The organism is Streptomyces pseudovenezuelae (assembly GCF_001513955.1).
Classification (GTDB): domain Bacteria; phylum Actinomycetota; class Actinomycetes; order Streptomycetales; family Streptomycetaceae; genus Streptomyces; species Streptomyces pseudovenezuelae.
In genome coordinates this window covers 1-15,388 of record NZ_KQ948145.1, presented here as the reverse complement: position 1 = coordinate 15,388, position 15,388 = coordinate 1, and the positions used below count along the sequence as shown (strand labels likewise).

General features: G+C 70.5%; 14 protein-coding genes. 7 read left to right on the top strand and 7 right to left on the bottom strand.

Translation table 11 applies throughout. The annotated features are described in order from the left end of the window. Positions 1 to 141 precede the first annotated feature (141 nt). Entirely contained in the window at positions 142 to 1,515 is a 1,374-nt protein-coding gene (locus tag AQI94_RS07400; protein WP_031059795.1) for a cation:dicarboxylate symporter family transporter, read from the top strand. 134 nt (positions 1,516 to 1,649) lie between these two features. Here AQI94_RS07400 and AQI94_RS07395 read toward each other — a convergent pair whose 3' ends face one another. After that, complete coding sequence (locus tag AQI94_RS07395) at positions 1,650 to 2,258, bottom strand: TetR/AcrR family transcriptional regulator (RefSeq protein ID WP_031059798.1); 609 nt, start codon at positions 2,256 to 2,258, stop codon at positions 1,650 to 1,652. A 487-nt stretch (positions 2,259 to 2,745) separates the two neighbouring features. On the opposite strand from AQI94_RS07395, the gene AQI94_RS07390 reads away from it, so the two are divergent. Then, positions 2,746 to 3,543 (top strand): DUF2127 domain-containing protein, encoded by a 798-nt coding sequence (locus tag AQI94_RS07390; RefSeq protein ID WP_037945335.1) that lies wholly within the window; start codon positions 2,746 to 2,748, stop codon positions 3,541 to 3,543. On the opposite strand, the gene AQI94_RS07385 is transcribed toward AQI94_RS07390, so the two are convergent. Further along, the gene (locus AQI94_RS07385; protein WP_031059804.1) at positions 3,509 to 3,952 is read right to left on the bottom strand and encodes a DUF7674 family protein; all 444 of its coding nucleotides are present in this window, start codon (positions 3,950 to 3,952) and stop codon (positions 3,509 to 3,511) included. The genes AQI94_RS07390 and AQI94_RS07385 overlap by 35 nt on opposite strands. Before the next feature lie 40 nt (positions 3,953 to 3,992). Next, entirely contained in the window at positions 3,993 to 4,433 is a 441-nt protein-coding gene (locus tag AQI94_RS07380) for a MarR family winged helix-turn-helix transcriptional regulator (protein WP_031059807.1), read from the bottom strand. 96 nt (positions 4,434 to 4,529) lie between these two features. Here AQI94_RS07380 and AQI94_RS07375 point away from each other — a divergent pair, with 96 nt between their 5' ends. The 5 genes from AQI94_RS07375 (at position 4,530) to AQI94_RS07355 (ending at position 9,090) form a co-directional block, all read left to right on the top strand. Next, a complete protein-coding gene (locus AQI94_RS07375) occupies positions 4,530 to 5,168 on the top strand; it encodes a maleylpyruvate isomerase family mycothiol-dependent enzyme (RefSeq protein WP_078902985.1) in 639 nt (212 codons plus the stop codon). A gap of 259 nt (positions 5,169 to 5,427) precedes the next feature. Then, positions 5,428 to 5,856, top strand: coding sequence for a MerR family transcriptional regulator (locus AQI94_RS07370; RefSeq protein ID WP_031059813.1), 429 nt, complete (start codon positions 5,428 to 5,430; stop codon positions 5,854 to 5,856). Beyond that, a complete protein-coding gene (locus tag AQI94_RS07365; RefSeq protein WP_318658104.1) occupies positions 5,853 to 6,185 on the top strand; it encodes a thioredoxin family protein in 333 nt (110 codons plus the stop codon). Before AQI94_RS07370 ends, AQI94_RS07365 begins: the two co-directional genes overlap by 4 nt. A 117-nt stretch (positions 6,186 to 6,302) precedes the next feature. Continuing rightward, positions 6,303 to 8,591: a HelD family protein gene (locus tag AQI94_RS07360; RefSeq protein WP_078902986.1), complete on the top strand. Its 2,289-nt coding sequence runs from the start codon at positions 6,303 to 6,305 to the stop codon at positions 8,589 to 8,591. 139 nt (positions 8,592 to 8,730) lie between these two features. After that, entirely contained in the window at positions 8,731 to 9,090 is a 360-nt protein-coding gene (locus AQI94_RS07355) for a hypothetical protein (RefSeq protein WP_031059823.1), read from the top strand. A gap of 9 nt (positions 9,091 to 9,099) precedes the next feature. Here AQI94_RS07355 and glgB read toward each other — a convergent pair whose 3' ends face one another. The 4 genes from glgB to AQI94_RS07335 form a co-directional block, all read right to left on the bottom strand. Then, a complete protein-coding gene (gene glgB, locus AQI94_RS07350) occupies positions 9,100 to 11,829 on the bottom strand; it encodes a 1,4-alpha-glucan branching enzyme (protein WP_078902987.1) in 2,730 nt (909 codons plus the stop codon). Between the two features lie 32 nt (positions 11,830 to 11,861). Further along, positions 11,862 to 13,250, bottom strand: a complete 1,389-nt coding sequence (locus tag AQI94_RS07345) for a maltokinase N-terminal cap-like domain-containing protein (RefSeq protein WP_031059828.1) — start codon at positions 13,248 to 13,250, stop codon at positions 11,862 to 11,864. Between the two features lie 96 nt (positions 13,251 to 13,346). Next, on the bottom strand, positions 13,347 to 15,047 hold the full coding sequence (gene treS / locus AQI94_RS07340) for a maltose alpha-D-glucosyltransferase (RefSeq protein WP_062229646.1): 1,701 nt from the start codon (positions 15,045 to 15,047) through the stop codon (positions 13,347 to 13,349). Continuing rightward, on the bottom strand, positions 15,044 to 15,388 hold a 345-nt coding region (locus tag AQI94_RS07335), incomplete at its 5' end, for an alpha-glucosidase C-terminal domain-containing protein (protein ID WP_225890162.1). The genes treS and AQI94_RS07335, both read right to left, overlap by 4 nt.

Genomic DNA, 15,388 nt, shown 5'->3' with positions numbered 1-15,388 from the left:
GCCTCCATGGCTGATTGTGAACTAAATGAACGGAAGGGTGACCGCCCTCACAGGGCGGGAGATAGTCACGGCATTCCTTCAAAAGCCCGGACGTGAGCCGCACGCCGGTCATGCCGACGACGACGTCAAAGGAGGGCAGCCGTGGCCGCCAGCACCCCCGATACGGCACCCCAGGTCAAAAAGGACCGTACGCACTACCTCTACATCGCGGTGATCGTCGCGGTCGCCCTCGGTATCACGGTCGGCCTGGTCGCCCCCGACTTCGCCGTGGAGCTCAAGCCCATCGGCACCGGGTTCGTGAACCTGATCAAGATGATGATCTCGCCGATCATCTTCTGCACGATCGTTCTCGGTATCGGATCCGTACGGAAGGCCGCCAAGGTCGGCGCCGTCGGCGGTATCGCGCTCCTCTACTTCACGATCATGTCGCTGGTCGCGCTGGGCATCGGCCTGGTCGTCGGCAACATCCTGGACCCGGGCACGGGCCTCGCCGTGACCGACGCGGTCAAGGACGTCGGCCACGCGCAGGTGGACGCGGAGGCCAAGGACACCACCGAGTTCCTGCTCGGCATCATCCCGACCACGTTCGTCTCCGCCTTCACCGAGGGCGAGGTGCTGCAGACCCTGCTGATCGCCCTGCTCGCCGGCTTCGCGCTGCAGGCCATGGGTCCGGCCGGAGCCCCCGTCCTGCGCGGTGTCGAGCACATCCAGCGGCTCGTCTTCCGCATCCTCGCCATGGTGATGTGGGCCGCCCCGATCGGTGCCTTCGGCGCCATGGCCGCCGTGGTCGGTTCCGCGGGTGTGGACGCGCTCAAGGACCTCGCGCTCCTGATGGTCGGGTTCTACATCACCTGCTTCCTGTTCGTCATCATCGTGCTCGGCACCCTGCTGAGGATCATCGCGGGCCTGAACATCCTCACGCTCTTCAGGTACCTGGGCCGTGAGTTCCTGCTGATCCTGTCGACGTCGTCCTCCGAGTCGGCGCTGCCGAGGCTCATCGCGAAGATGGAGCACCTGGGCATCAGCAAGCCGGTCGTCGGCATCACGGTCCCGACCGGCTACTCCTTCAACCTCGACGGCACCATGATCTACATGACCATGGCCTCGCTGTTCATCGCCGACGCGATGGGTACGCCGATGTCGATCGGTGAGCAGATCCCGCTGCTGCTCTTCCTGTTCGTCGCCTCGAAGGGTGCCGCCGGTGTCACCGGCGCCGGTCTCGCGACCCTGGCCGGTGGTCTCCAGTCGCACAAGCCCGCCCTGGTGGACGGCATCGGCCTGATCGTCGGCATCGACCGCTTCATGAGCGAGGCGCGCGCCCTCACCAACTTCGCGGGCAACGCCGTCGCCACCGTCCTGATCGGCACCTGGACCAAGGAGATCGACCGCGAGCGCGTCGACCAGGTGCTCGCCGGTCACCTGCCCTTCGACGAGAAGACGCTCCTCGACCACGACGAGGAAGCTACGGCGGAGATCCCCGAGCAGGGCGGCGAGAAGGAGCTGGCCAAGGCCTGAGCGGCCGGACGCCGGTGGCCTCAGGGCCCCGCAGAGCCGAGCCGGGCCCGACCTGAACCCGGGCCCGGCTCCCGCCCCGGGCGGCCGAGTACTCCCCCGTAGCTCGGCCGCCCGGGCCCCTTTCCCCTCAAGGTTCAGTCGCTCAGTTTCGCCACCAGTGCGGTGGCCAGGGAGGCGGGTACGCCCGCCGCGGTCAGAACGGTGACCGCGGTGGAGCGGCCCGCCTCCTCCGCGTCCAGCAGTCCGTCGTTCACCGCCTCCATCACCGCGAACATCATCTGCTCGTGGACGTACGCCAGGGCGGGCGCGGGCAGCGGGGAGACGAAGACGCCCTCGTCCAGACCGCGCTGCAGCAGCTCGGTGCAGGCCGCGCGCACCGGGGCGAGCCGCTCGCGGATGCCCTGCACGGTGACGCTGCGCTGGGCGAGCGCGACCAGGACGCGATAGCGGTCGGCGACCTTCCAGACCGCGAGCACGGAGCCCGCGACGGCCTGCGCCAGGTCCTCGCTCCCCGCGCGTCCCGCCGCGTGCGCGGCCGCGACCGCCGCCACGGCCCCGTCGACGAGCGTGCCGATCAGCGCCTCACGGCTCGGGAAGTGGCCGTACACGGTCCGTCGTACGACACCTGCGGCGCGCGCGATCTGCTCCATGGACGCGTCGGGGTCGCGCAGCAGTTCGGCGAGTGCGACGTCGAGGATGCGGCGGCGGTTGGCGTCTGCGCGACTGGAGTGGCCCGTGGTCATGGGCGCCATTGTGCCCCTCCCGGGCAGATTTGCACGGTGCTGTGCAACATGTGCCATTGCACGGCGCTGAGCAACCGCACACCGGTCGCGCCCCCGCCCGCACCGAGGACCTCGGGCTGTCCGGCCCGCCCCCTGCCGGCGGCCCACCCGACCGGCACCCCGGGCGCCTTCGGCGCGTCACTGGTTGAAGTGGTCGTGCATGGTGTGGCGTGGTCCCGGCCGCGGTGCTGTTGCCGGGCTGCACCTTCGGGGAGTGCGGTTCCGAGGCCTGGCAGGTCGCCGGTCGGGTGGGGAAGGCCGTCGGCGCCCGGCGGGCGGTCCGGCTGGAGGCGCAGGCCGGGCGGCTCGCCTTGGAGTGGTCGTGTCGGGCCTGGCGGGGTCCTGGTCGGTGGCGTCGTATCGTCGGCCGGGGACTCACCGAACTCTTACCCGGCCCCACTAGCGTGCCGTTCCCGGACGGCACGCTTTCATCGGAGGCACACGGGGGATGAAGATCGACTGGGACCGGCGGACCTGTGCGCGCCGCGGCCATGTGACGTACGCGCCGGACGAGCCCCGCCTCAGGGACCGGCTGTACGCCGAGACCGCCCTGGGCGGCGCCTGGCGCTGCCTGCGCTGCGGCGACTTCGCCCTCGGTGAGCCGCACGGTTCGGGGCCCGCGGACCACGCGCCCCTCGTGCCGCGCGGCAAGGTGCTCAGAGACCTGTTCGTGCTGCGCTTCCTCGCGATCGAGCGGGCGGTGCGCGGGGTGTTCATCGTGCTGGCCGCCGTGGCGGTGTGGAAGTTCAGCAACAGCCAGGACGCGGTGCGCCGGCTCTTCGACGAGTACCTGGACGTCCTGCGGCCGGTGTTCAGGCACTTCCACTACGACCTCGACCACTCACCGGTCGTCGACAGCCTCCAGAAGACCTTCGGGTACAAGCACAGCACCCTCGTCCTGGTGGCCGTGCTGCTGCTGGCGTACGCCCTCATCGAGCTCGTCGAGGCTGTCGGCCTCTGGTGCGCCAAGCGCTGGGCGGAGTACCTGACGGTGGTCGCGACCGCCGCCTTCCTCCCGCTGGAGATCTACGAACTCACCGAGCACATCAGCTGGTTGAAGATCGCCACACTGCTCCTCAACATCCTCGCCGTCCTCTACATCCTCCTGGCCAAGCGCCTGTTCGGCCTGCGCGGCGGCCACCGCGCCTTCGAGGAGGAACGGCAGAGCGCGTCGCTGCTGGAGGTCGAGGAGGCCGGCGAACTGCGTGAGCTCAACGCATCCAGTCAGGGCTCCCGACACCCGTGAAGCCGTTCCAGGAACGGCAGTAGGCGCGGGAGGCCGGGCCGAGGGCCTGCCAGACCGGGCGGAGGTCGAAGCCCCTGTCCCAGGCGCTGAGGAGGGCTTCGAAGAAGCCGGTGGCCACGGCGTTCCTGTCCTCGTCGCGGCCGTTCGCCAGGACGTCCTCCAGGAGCCGGAAGAGCTGCCGGGTCTGCACCTCACTGAATCCGGGCTCCGCCAAGGGCTCCGACAAGGGCCCCGCCCCGGCCTCGGCGTAGACGCGTCCGAGCGTGCCGAGCCGTACCGTCAGGGGCGGAAGCTCGTCCGAGGCGTCCTGCGCGTCGGGGCCGCGCCAGCTCTCGATCTCCGCGCGGTCGGCGTCCGCCAGGACCTCGCTGACGCCCACGAGCTCTTCCCACCACGGCGGGGTCGCCATGAATGCCCTCCCGGTGTCCGATGCGATGCGGAGAGACACCCTAGGCCCACGGATCCGTGATCTCCCGCAGCAGGGCCAGTGCCTCCCGCAGCTGCTTCATGCGCCGCCTGCCGAGATGGTCCTCCCACTCCCGCTCCACCTCGGCGACCACTCCGTCGGCGACCTCCTTCGCCGCCCACGCCTTCGCGGCGCCCCGCACCAGCCGGGCCCGCTTGTCGGTCGGGTCCGGGACACGGGTGACATAGCCCGACTTCTCCAGCTGGTCGACCAGGAAGCCCGCGGTCTGTTTGGTGATCTGGGCCTGCTCGGCCAGTTCCGTCAGCCGCGTGCCGTCGGGGCCGATCCGTTGCATGACCCGGGCCTGGGCGGGCGTGAAGTCGTCGAAGCCGGCGTCCGCGAGCGCGGCGAAGATTCGATTCTCCAGGGCCCGGTACGGCAGGAACAGGAGCAGCCCCGTGTTGAGCTCGCTCTCCGCCACCATCGTCGACGCTCCTCGTACTGCTTGACATTGGTCAGATTCTCTGACTACTTTGGTCAGTGAAGCTTACCACTTGAGTGGGTGATTCCCGTGAGCGCAGTGCTGGACACCGACGAGCTCTGGCGGTTCGTCGACCAGGAGCGGGCGAGCCTGGCCGACCTGCTGGAGGGCCTGAGCCCGCAGGAGTGGGAGACGCGTACGCGATGCGGGGACTGGCGGGTCAGGGACGTCGCCGCGCATCTGACGGTCGCGGCGCGCTTCTCCCGCGGTCGGGTCGTACGGGAGATGGTCCGTGCCCGGGGGAACTGGAACCGGATGATCCACGACTCGGCGGTCCGCGAGGCCGATGTTCCGGTCACCGAGATCGTCGCCGGCCTGCGCTCGATCATCGGCTCCCGCCGCCTCGCGCCGACCACCTCGCCCCATGAACCCCTCCTCGACCTCCTCGTCCACGGTCAGGACATCGCGCTCGCCCTCGGCCGTGCGCGCCCGGTGCCACCGGTGGCCGCCCGGGACGCCGCCGACCGGGTGTGGACCATGCGGTTCCCGCCCCGCCCCTGGCCCCTGCCGAAGGCGCGGCTCGTCGCCACCGACATCGCATGGACGCGCGGGGCCGGGGAGGAGATCCGCGGTCCCGTCACCTCGCTGCTCCTGCTGCTCACCGGACGTCCGGAAGCGGCCCGGGAGTGGGCCGAGCGCACCGGGGAGCCGTGGACGGGGGTCGCGGCTTCCCGGTGACGGGGGAGGGGGAGCGTTTCCGGGCGCGACCGAGTCGTCAAGGGAAAGGCGGCGGGTGGCCGCGAAACGGATGCGGTCCGGTGTTTTCCCTCGCCGTCATGGGATCGAGGAATACGGGGGCGTGGACCGTGACGGCTGGACCCTGGACCCTGAAGCCGGTGTGGCCCGAAGCCGGTGGAGCCCCCCGAAGCGCCGAGGCCACCACATGCTCGGTGGCGCTCTTGCCTTGACGTCGGCGTCAAGGATTACGTTCGTAGGCATGCGAATCGGCGAGCTGGCCGCACGGGCCGGGACCACGACGCGGACGCTGCGCTACTACGAGGCGCGGGGGCTGCTGCCCGCGCGGCGCGGGGGCAACGGATACCGGACCTACGACGAGGACGACCTGAAGCTGCTCCGGCAGATCCGGACGCTCCAGGACTTCGGGTTCGACCTGGAGGAGACGCGGCCGTTCGTGGAGTGTCTGCGGGCCGGCCATCCCGAGGGCGACTCGTGTCCCGCCTCGCTCGCGGTGTACCGGCGCAAGCTCGGTGAACTGGACGCGCTGATCGGTGAGTTGCAGACCGTGCGCGCCCAGGTCGGGCAGCAGCTGGAGCGGGCCGAGCGGGCGCGCGCCGTGCTGGCCGCCGACGCGGAGGTTCCGGGCGGTCCGGAGCCGGTGTGCGAACTGGGAGGGGACCACAGGTGATCAGAGCAGCGGGTGTGGCCGAGGTGACGGACGCGGACTTCGGGACGGAGGTGCTCGGTTCGGAGCTGCCGGTGCTGGTGGAGTTCACCGCCGACTGGTGTCCGCCGTGCCGGCAGATGGGCCCGGTGCTCACGGCTCTCGCCGCGGAGGAGGGCGAGCGGCTCAAGGTCGTCCAGCTGGACGTCGACACCAATCCGCTGACCACGAACGCCTACCGGGTGCTGTCGATGCCGACCTTCATGGTGTTCCGGGACGGGGAGCCCGTGCGGTCGATGGTGGGGGCGCGGGCCAAGCGGCGGCTGCTGGAGGAGCTGACCGACGTCCTGTGAGCCCGCGCAATACAAGAAATCCCCCGAGCGATTGCGCTCGGGGGATTTCTTTGCGTATATTCAATGGTTCGCGACTTCAGAATTACACGTCGCAAAGAAGCTCAGTGAGCACAGTATATCCGGGCGGGAGTGGAATTGTCAAACACCGGTTTTCCGGACGATGAATTGCGGCAGGAACAGGAATTCATCGACGGGCTGTACGCACATGTGGACGCCCTGCGCGGCGACACCGAGGCCTCCGTGACGGACGCGCTCGGCCAGGGCAACACCCCGATGCAGGCCCGGCTGGAGCGGGACATCCTGGTCGCCGAGCGCTCGGGGCTGCTGGCCGCGCTGAACGCGGTCGACGGTTCCCTCTGTTTCGGCCGGATCGACCTGACCTCGGGCACCACTCATCACATCGGCCGGATCGGACTGCGCACCGACGACGCCGACCGCACCCCGATCCTCGTCGACTGGCGGGCCGACGTCGCCCGCCCCTTCTACCTGGCCACCGGCCACACCCCGATGGGCCTGCGCCGCCGTCGGCACATCGGCACCGAGGGCCGCCGGGTGACCGACCTGCACGACGAGATCCTCGACCTGGGCGACCAGGAACGCACCGGCCACGAGGACCCGACCGGCGACGCCGTCCTGCTCGCCGCGCTCGACTCCGCGCGCACCGGTCGTATGAGCGACATCGTGCAGACCATCCAGGCAGAGCAGGACGAGATCATCCGCGCCCCGCACCGCGGAGTACTGGTGGTCGAGGGCGGCCCGGGCACCGGCAAGACGGCCGTCGCCCTGCACCGGGCCGCGTACCTCCTGTACGAGCACCGGGAGCTGCTGGCCAAGCGGGCCGTGCTGATCGTCGGCCCCAACCCCGCGTTCCTCGGTTACATCGGAGAGGTGCTGCCCGCACTGGGCGAGACCGGCGTGCTCCTCGCGACCGTCGGGGAGCTCTTCCCCGGGGTGCGGGCGACGGCGACCGACAGCCGCGCCGCTGCCGCGGTGAAGGGACGCGCCGCCATGGCGGACGTGCTGGCCGACGTCGTACGCGACTGGCAGGCGCTGCCCGACCCGGTGATCGCGATCGAGCACGACCGCGAGGTCCTCATGCTCGACGACGGGCTGGTCAAGGTCGCCCGCGAGAAGACGCGTGCCGCCCGGCTGCCGCACAACGTGGCCCGTGAGCACTTCGAGGGCCACATCCTCAACACGCTCACCGACATGGTCGCCGAACGCATCGGCACGGACCCCTTCGACGGGACGAACCTGCTGGACCCGAGCGACATCACGCAGATCCGCGACGAACTCGCCGAGAACCCCGAGGTCTGGGCCGCCATCGACCAGTTGTGGCCGCGCCTGACCCCGCAGCGGCTGGTCGCCGACTTCCTCGCCGACCCCGTCGGCTACCTCCCCGACGAGGACGCGGCCGCCGTCCGCCGCCCGGTGACCCGGGGCTGGACGGTGGCGGACGTGCCGCTGCTCGACGAGGCGGCCGAACTCCTCGGTGTGGACGAGCGGGTGGCGCGGGCCCGGGCCGAGCGGGAGCGGGAGACCCAGGTCGCGTACGCACAGGGTGTGCTGGACGTGTCGTACGCCTCGCGCACCTACGAGTTCGACGACAAGGACGAGGAGGACTCCGAGGTCCTGTCCGCGCACGACATCATCGACGCCGAGCGGTTCGCCGAACGCCAGGTGGAGGACGACCACCGCAGCGCCGCCGAGCGCGCGGCGGCCGACCGCACCTGGGCCTTCGGCCACATCATCGTCGACGAGGCGCAGGAACTGTCGCCCATGGCCTGGCGGTTGCTCATGCGGCGCAGCCCGACCCGCTCGATGACCCTGGTCGGCGACCCGGCGCAGACCGCGGAGGCGGCGGGCGTGGGTTCGTGGCAGCAGATCCTGGAGCCGTACGTCCAGGACCGCTGGGAGCACGCGCGGCTGGGCGTCAACTACCGCACCCCGGCCGAGATCATGGAGCTCGCGGCGGCCGTGGTGCGCGCCGAGGACCCCGGCTTCGAACCGCCGAGCTCGGTGCGGTCGACCGGGGTACGGCCCTGGGTGCGGGCCACCGACGACCTGCCCGGCGCGGTCGCGGAGGCGGTGAAGGAGCTCACCCCCGCCGAGGGCCGGCTCGCGGTCATCGCCCCCCGCCATCTGCACCGCCGGCTCGCCGCCCGCCTCGACGGGGTGACGGCGGGCGCGGAACCGGACCTGACGCACACCGTCGTGCTCCTCGACCCCCGGCAGTCCAAGGGGCTCGAATTCGACTCCGTGCTCGTGGTCGAGCCGGCCCTCTACGGCACGAGCGACCTGTACGTGGCGCTGACCCGGGCGACCCAGCGGCTGGGCGTGCTGCACACGGGCCGGCTGCCGAAGGCCCTGGCCGACACAGCGGACCCGGGGAGCGTCAAGTCGTGACTGTCATGGGCACATGGCGGAGGGCCGGCAGGTCACGTGGTCCGTACCCTGGGCGGACAAGGACCCGGGACCGGCGCACCTCATCGACCGGCAGCCGAGGTCAGGAGCTCTAGGACATGCTCGGGAAGGCGAGGGGACGTTGATCCGGCACGACATTTTTGCGGACAAGGTGAAGACCACGCTGGCCCGAGCGGGCCTGCCTGTCGCCTCGACCTTCGACGCCGCCCTCTCCTGGGGTGTCTACGTGGAGATCGCCGACGACGAGCAGTTGCCTCCCCGGGCCTTCCTCCGGTGGCGGGTCCATCCGGTCCTGCAGGAACACCTCAGGACCGTGTCCCGGGACGCCCTCCTGAGCGACCCTCAGGTGCGCGAGTTCCGGGTCGCGCGGGACGCGATGAACACCGCGGTCATCGCTGTCCTGGAGAACGCCGGGTTCTCCGCCCGCCCGGCGCGGGGCGAGCGGGCGGGAGAGGTCCTCGTCGGAGAGTCGGCCGACTGAGACCGCGGCTCAGGCCGGGCGCAGCCACACCGTGGCCAGGGGCGGCAGCGTCACCTGGAGGCTGGCCGGGCGGCCGTGCCAGCTCTGCGGGTCCGGTTTCACGATCTCCGGGTTGGTCACGTCGCCGCCGCCGTACCGGGCGGCGTCCGTGTTCAGGGACTCCAGCCAGGCCGGGACGTCGTCCGGGGCGCCCAGACGGTAGCCGGGGCGCACCACCGGGGCGAGGTTGGAGACCGACAGCAGGGGGATGCCCTCCGCGTCGTACCTCAGGAAGGCGAAGACGTTGTCCTCCGAGGCGTCGCCCACGATCCACTGGAAGCCCGAGGGGTCCGTGTCGCGCTGCCACAGGGCCGGGGTGTGGCCGTACACGACGTTCAGGTCGCGGACCAGGTCACGCACGCCCCGGTGGTCGGCCTCCGCGCCGTACGCCGGGTCGAGCAGCCACCAGTCGGGGCCGTGGGCCTCGGACCACTCGGCGCCCTGCGCGAACTCCTGTCCCATGAAGAGGAGTTGCTTGCCGGGGTGGGCCCACATGAAGGCCAGGTAGGCGCGGAGATTGGCGCGCTGCTGCCACCAGTCGCCCGGCATCTTCGAGACCAGTGAGCGTTTGCCGTGGACGACCTCGTCGTGGGAGATCGGCAGGACGTAGTTCTCGCTGTACGCGTAGACCATCGAGAACGTCATCTCGTGGTGGTGGTACTTGCGGTGCACCGGCTCGTGGGCCATGTAGTCCAGCGAGTCGTGCATCCAGCCCATGTTCCACTTCAGGCCGAAGCCGAGACCGCCGAAGCCGCCCGGGCCCATGTGATGCGTCGCGCGCGTCACGCCGTCCCAGGCCGTGGACTCCTCCGCGATCGTCACCACACCCGGCACCCGCCGGTAGACCGTCGCGTTCATCTCCTGGAGGAAGTCCACCGCGTCCAGGTTCTCCCGGCCGCCGTGCACATTGGGGATCCACTGGCCCGGCTCGCGCGAGTAGTCGAGGTAGAGCATCGAGGCGACCGCGTCGACCCGCAGGCCGTCGATGTGGAACTCCTCGCACCAGTACACGGCGTTGGCGACCAGGAAGTTGCGCACCTCCCGGCGTCCGTAGTCGAACTCCAGCGTGCCCCAGTCGGGGTGGGCCGCGCGCAGCGGGTCCTCGTGTTCGTACAGGGTGCGGCCGTCGAACTCGGCGAGCGCCCAGTCGTCGCGCGGGAAGTGGGCCGGCACCCAGTCCATGAGTACGCCGATCCCGGCCTGGTGGAGCGCGTCGACGAGGTACTTGAAGTCGTCCGGGGTGCCCAGGCGGGCCGTGGGCGCGTAGAAGCCGGTGACCTGGTAGCCCCAGGAGCCGCCGAAGGGGTGCTCGGCGACCGGCATCAGCTCGACGTGGGTGAAGCCCAGGTCCTTGACGTAGGCCGGCAGTTGCTCGGCCAGTTGACGGTACGTCAGGCCGGGCCGCCAGGACGGGAGATGGATCTCGTAGACCGAGAACGGTGCCTCGTGGGCCGGCGCTCCGGCCGCCCGGTTCGCCAGCCACTCCCCGTCCTGCCACTCGTGGTGCGAGGCGTGGATGATCGAGGAGGTGGCGGGCGGGACCTCCGTGCGGCGGGCCAGCGGGTCGGCGCGCAGGGTCTTGGAACCGTCCGGGCGGGTGATCTCGAACTTGTACAGCTCGCCCTCGCCGACACCGGGCACGAACAGCTCCCAGACGCCGGTGGAGCCGAGCGAGCGCATCGCGAACGCCGAGGGATCCCAGAAGTTGAAGGTGCCGGCCACCCGCACCCCGCGCGCGTTCGGCGCCCACACCGTGAAGCGTGTCCCCGCCGACCCCTGGTGGGTCATGGGCTGCGCGCCCAGCGCCGTCCACAGCTGCTCGTGCCGGCCCTCGCCGATCAGATGCAGGTCGAGGTCGCCGAGCGCGGGCAGGAAGGCGTACGCGTCCTCGGTGTCCTGGACCGACTCCTCGTACGTGACGAGCAGCCGGTAGGCGGGGATCTCCCGCAGCGGCAGCAGGCCGGAGAAGAAGCCGTCGCCGTCGTCCTGCAGCTCGGCCCGCACGTCCCCGGCCACGACGGTGACGCCCAGGGCGTAGGGACGGAACACCCGGAAGGCCACCCCGCCCGGGACCGGGTGCGCGCCCAGCACCCCGTGCGGATCGTGGTGGGTGCCGGAGAGCAGCCGGTCCCGGTCGCCGGCGTCCATGGCGGGGGAGACCGGTGTCTCCGGCGGCGGAACGGGGGCGGGGGCCACCGGCTCCACCGCCGCGTGCTCGCCGGCCGCCTTCGTCGCGGCGGTCCTCCTGGCGGTCACCTTCTTCGCCGGGGCCTTCTCGGCAGGGGCTTTCTTCACGGCGGCTTTCTTCACAGCGGCCTTCTTCGCGGCGGCCTTCTTCACGACAGGCTTGTCGACGGCCGCCTCCTTGACCAGTGCCTTCTTGGCCACGGCCTTCCCGGCACCGGTCTTCTTCGCCACGGGCTTCTTCGTGACAGCCTTCTCGCCGCCGCCCCCCTTGGCGACGGCCTTGACGGCGTCGGCCGCTTCGGCGCCGGCCTTCTCGGCGACGGCCTTGACGGCACGGGCCGTGTCCGCCGCCGCGCCGACAGCCGTCTTCCCGGCGCCGGCCTTCTTCGCGGGCGCCTTCCTGGCCGCCGGCTCCGCCTTCTTCGCCGAGGCCTTCTTGGTCACTGCCTTCTCCGCGACCTTCTTCTTCGCAGTCTTCTTCGGGTCCGAACCGCTGGGGGTGGGCGGAGTCACAGGTGGAGCCTCCTCGGCGGGAGTCGGGTCGGTCAGATCGGGTCGGTTGTCGCGTACCGCGCGACCGCGGCCATCGGCACCTGCAGCCAGTCCGGGCGGTGCCGGGCCTCGTAGACGACTTCGTAGATCGCCTTGTCGGTCTCGTACGCGCGCAGCAGCACCGGATCGGTCCGCGGGTCCACGCCACTGACCTCGGCGTAGCCGGAACAGTACGCCGCCCGGCACGCCTCGGCCCAGCCCGGCACGGGCAGGTCGGTCGAGTGCGCCGCGTAGTCGAAGGAGCGCAGCATCCCGGCGACGTCCCGGGCGGTGGGCTGCGGCAGCCGGCGTTCGGAGAGCGGCTTGGACGGCTCGCCCTCGAAGTCGATCAGCGACCAGTGCCCGGCGGCCGAGCGCAGACACTGGCCGAGGTGGAGATCGCCGTGGATGCGCTGCGCGGTCCAGGTGCGGCCCTCGGAGGCGAGATCACCCAGCGCGGTGAACGCGGAGCGCAGACCCGGCGCGTACGGCCGTAGCGCGGGGACCGCCTGGACGGCCGCCTCCAGCCGCTCGATCATGCCGTCGACCAGCAGTTGCAGCTGCTGGTGGCCCAGCGTCACGGTCGGCAGCGCTCGGGCGAGCGCGGTGTGCACCTCGGCGGTGGCCCGCCCGAGCGCGTGCGCCTCGGCGCTGAAGTCCTCGCCCTTGGCGAGTTCCCGCAGGGCCAGCTCCCAGCCGTCCGAAGCACCCTGCACGAAGGGCTGGAGCACTCCGAGGGTGTACGGCTCTCCCTCCAGCTCCGCCCGCAGCCACCCCGTGGGCGCGGGCACCCGGGGGCAGCCCTCGCGGGCCAGCGCCAGCGGCAGCTCCAGGTCGGGGTTGACGCCGGGCAGCACCCGGCGCAGGAGTTTCAGGATGAACGTATCTCCGTAGACGATCGACGAGTTCGACTGCTCGGCGGTCATCACCCGGGCCACCAGGCCCTCCCGGATCTCCTGGTGCGGGTCCCGCTCGAAACGCAGCCCGCCGATCCGGCTCCCGGAGCGGATCGCCTCCAGGAGCAGTTCGGCGGGCAGCGGGTCGTGGAGGGCGTCGTACGCGGTACGCCCGGTGAGCGGGCCCTCCTCGACATGGCCGATCAGCGCGGGCGCCAGCCGGGGCGGCAGCGCCTCGCGCACGCCTATCAGGAGCTGGTAGCAGTCCCCGGGGTGCGGCGGGGCCCCCACGGTGAGGGGCTGGTGGGCGCGCACCAGCAGGTGGTACAGGCCGAGCTTGGCGGTGGGCGGCAGCAGCTCGGTGGCCTCCACCAGCGAGAACCCGCTGACCGGGCGCCCCTTGCCCGCGAACCAGCGCTGCCGCGGCAGCCACTCGCGCAGGAGGGGATCCAGTGAGGCGAGGAGGCCTGGACTTGTCGTGGCGGTGCTGGTGACGGCTTCCGACATGGCGTGGCGTCCTTTCCCCGGGCTGGCTGGTCGGGGTGTTACTGATGCGTGCCCCGGGTGGGGCGGTGGAAACCGCCCCACCCGGGTCCTCGTCGGTTACGCGGCGTCCTTGCGGAGCCGGAACCAGTAGAACCCGTGCCCGCCGAGGGTCAGCAAGTACGGCAGATCACCGATGGCCGGGAACCGCACCCCGCCGAACAGCTCGACCGGATGCCGTCCGTTGAAGGTGCTCAGATCCAGTTCCGTCGGCTGCGCGAACCGGGAGAAGTTGTGCACGCACAGGACCAGGTCGTCCTCGTACTCCCTCAGGAACGCGATCACCGCCGGGTTCGACGACGGCAGCTCGGTGTAGGAGCCGAGGCCGAAGGCGGCGTTCTGCTTGCGGATCTCGATCATCCGGCGGGTCCAGTGCAGCAACGAGGAGGGCGACGCCATGGACGCCTCGACGTTGGTGACCTGGTAGCCGTAGACCGGGTCCATGATGGTCGGCAGATAGAGCCGCCCGGGGTCACTGGAGGAAAAGCCTGCGTTACGGTCCGGTGTCCACTGCATGGGGGTGCGGACCGCGTCCCGGTCGCCGAGCCAGATGTTGTCGCCCATGCCGATCTCGTCGCCGTAGTAGAGGATCGGCGAGCCGGGCAGGGACAGCAGGAGAGCGGTGAAGAGCTCGATCTGGTTGCGGTCGTTGTCGAGGAGCGGGGCGAGCCGGCGCCGGATGCCGATGTTGGCGCGCATCCGCGGGTCCTTGGCGTACTCGGCCCACATGTAGTCGCGTTCCTCGTCGGTGACCATTTCGAGGGTGAGCTCGTCGTGGTTGCGCAGGAAGATGCCCCACTGGCAGTTCTGCGGGATCGCCGGCGTCTTGGCGAGGATCTCCGAGACCGGGTAGCGGGACTCGCGGCGCACCGCCATGAAGATGCGGGGCATGACCGGGAAGTGGAAGGCCATGTGGCACTCGTCGCCGCCGGACTCGTAGTCGCCGAAGTAGTCGACGACGTCCTCCGGCCACTGGTTGGCCTCGGCCAGAATCACCGTGTCCGGGTAGGACGCGTCGATCTCCTTGCGGACCCGCTTGAGGAACTCATGGGTTGCCGGAAGGTTTTCGCAGTTGGTGCCTTCCTGCTGGTACAGGTACGGCACGGCGTCGAGGCGGAAGCCGTCGATGCCCAGGTCCAGCCAGAACCGCAGCGCGGAGATCATCTCCTCCTGGACCGCCGGGTTCTCGTAGTTGAGGTCCGGCTGGTGGGAGAAGAAGCGGTGCCAGTAGTACTGCTTGCGCACCGGGTCGAAGGTCCAGTTGGAGGCCTCGGTGTCGACGAAGATGATCCGCGCGTCCTGGAACTGCTTGTCGTCGTCGGCCCACACGTAGTAGTCGCCGTAGGGGCCGTCGGGGTCCTTGCGGGACTCCTGGAACCACGGGTGCTGGTCGCTGGTGTGGTTCATGACGAAGTCGATGATCACGCGCATGCCGCGGTGGTGGGCGGCGTCGACGAACTCCACGAAGTCGGCGAGGTCACCGAACTCCGGCAGCACGGCGGTGTAGTCCGAGACGTCGTAGCCGCCGTCCCTGAGCGGCGATTTGAAGAAGGGCGGCAGCCACAGGCAGTCCACGCCCAGCCACTGCAGGTAGTCGAGTTTGGCGGTCAGGCCCTTCAGGTCGCCGACGCCGTCGCCGTTGCTGTCCTGGAAGGAGCGGACGAGGACCTCGTAGAACACCGCCCGCTTGAACCAGTCCGGGTCACGGTCCTTGGCCGGGGTGTCCTCGAAGGTGTCGTGGACGGGCTCGTTGACGATCATGTTGTGGGTGACCCTCCGATCTGCGGGGTGGACGGTCGCAGGACGGTGAGGATGTGCGCGGGGCGCGTGCCCGGTTCGAGACGCACGTAGTTCGTCCTGCCCCAGTGGTAGGTCTCGCCGGTGAGCTCGTCGCGCACCGGCACCGACTCGTGCCAGTCCAGGCCGAGTTGCGGCATGTCCAACGAGACCGTGGCCTCCTGGGTGTGGTGCGGATCGAGGTTCACGACCACCAGAACCGTGTTCGAGCCGCTCCGCTTCGAGTACGCGATCACTTCGTCCTTGTCCGCGTGGTGGAAGTGGAGGTCGCGCAGCTGCCGGAGGGCCGGATTCTCCCGCCGGAC

Excerpts from the sequence above, each read along its gene's own strand:
- AQI94_RS07390 (WP_037945335.1), top strand. The coding sequence starts at position 2,746 with ATGAAGATCGACTGGGACCGGCGGACCTGTGCGCGCCGCGGCCATGTG.
- AQI94_RS07380 (WP_031059807.1), bottom strand. The coding sequence starts at position 4,433 with ATGGTGGCGGAGAGCGAGCTCAACACGGGGCTGCTCCTGTTCCTGCCG.
- AQI94_RS07370 (WP_031059813.1), top strand. The coding sequence starts at position 5,428 with ATGCGAATCGGCGAGCTGGCCGCACGGGCCGGGACCACGACGCGGACG.
- AQI94_RS07395 (WP_031059798.1), bottom strand. The coding sequence starts at position 2,258 with ATGACCACGGGCCACTCCAGTCGCGCAGACGCCAACCGCCGCCGCATC.
- AQI94_RS07385 (WP_031059804.1), bottom strand. The coding sequence starts at position 3,952 with ATGGCGACCCCGCCGTGGTGGGAAGAGCTCGTGGGCGTCAGCGAGGTC.
- treS (WP_062229646.1), bottom strand. The coding sequence starts at position 15,047 with ATGATCGTCAACGAGCCCGTCCACGACACCTTCGAGGACACCCCGGCC.
- AQI94_RS07345 (WP_031059828.1), bottom strand. The coding sequence starts at position 13,250 with ATGTCGGAAGCCGTCACCAGCACCGCCACGACAAGTCCAGGCCTCCTC.